Source organism: Streptomyces glaucescens, from assembly GCF_002154375.1.
GTDB classification, from domain to species: Bacteria; Actinomycetota; Actinomycetes; order Streptomycetales; family Streptomycetaceae; genus Streptomyces; species Streptomyces glaucescens.
The window spans coordinates 695-1,587 of the sequence record NZ_MUND01000002.1 but is presented as its reverse complement, the minus strand read 5'-3'; the positions used below and the strand labels follow the sequence as shown (position 1 = coordinate 1,587).

1 protein-coding gene is annotated in these 893 nt (G+C 68.5%); it reads left to right on the top strand.

Annotated features, from left to right (window positions below; translation table 11 throughout):
* Nucleotides 1–48 precede the first annotated feature (48 nt).
* Nucleotides 49–893: MFS transporter (locus CCN42_RS00285; RefSeq protein WP_422641166.1), on the top strand; the 845-nt coding region annotated here is incomplete at its 3' end.

Sequence of the window (893 nt, the reverse complement as noted above, 5' to 3'; positions counted from 1 at the left end):
CCCCCGTCCCCCGGCAGGGGTCCGTCCCCCGGCAGGGGCGGGCGCTGGATCCAGGAGTGGGATCCCGAGGACGAGACCTTCTGGAAGGAGAAGGGGGAGAGGATCGCCCGGCGCAATCTGCTCTTCTCCGTGCTCTCCGAGCACATCGGGTTCTCGGTCTGGACCATGTGGTCGGTGCTGGTGCTGTTCATGGGCCCGGAGTACGGGCTGACCCCCGCCGACAAATTCCTGCTGACCTCGGTCGTCACCCTGGTCGGCGCGGTCGTCCGCGTTCCCTACACCTTCGCCGTCGCGATCTTCGGCGGGCGGAACTGGACGGTCATCTCGGCGGCCATGCTGCTGATCCCGACGATCGCCGCGTTCACCGTGATGGAGCCCGGGACCTCCTTCTCCACCTTCCTCCTCGTCGGCCTGCTGGCCGGTGTCGGCGGCGGCAACTTCGCCTCCTCGATGACCAACATCAACGCCTTCTTCCCGCTGCGGAAGAAGGGCTGGGCGCTCGGCCTGAACGCCGGCGGCGGCAACATCGGCGTGCCCGTCATCCAGCTCGCCGCGCTCGCCATCATCGGGGCGGGCGGCGGACCACGCGTGCTGCTCGGGATCTACATCCCGCTCATCCTGGTCGCCGCCGTCCTCGCCGCGCTGTTCATGGACAACCTGGAGAACGTCAAGAACGACACCGGCGCGGCCAAGGACGCGGCGCGCGACGGGCACACCTGGATCATGGCGTTCCTCTACATCGGGACGTTCGGCTCGTTCATCGGGTACTCCTTCGCCTTCGGGCAGGTCCTCACCAACCAGTTCGGCCGTACGCCGCTCCAGGCGGCCTATCTCACCTTCATCGGCCCGCTGCTCGGCTCCCTGATCCGCCCGCTGGGCGGCTGGCTCGCCGA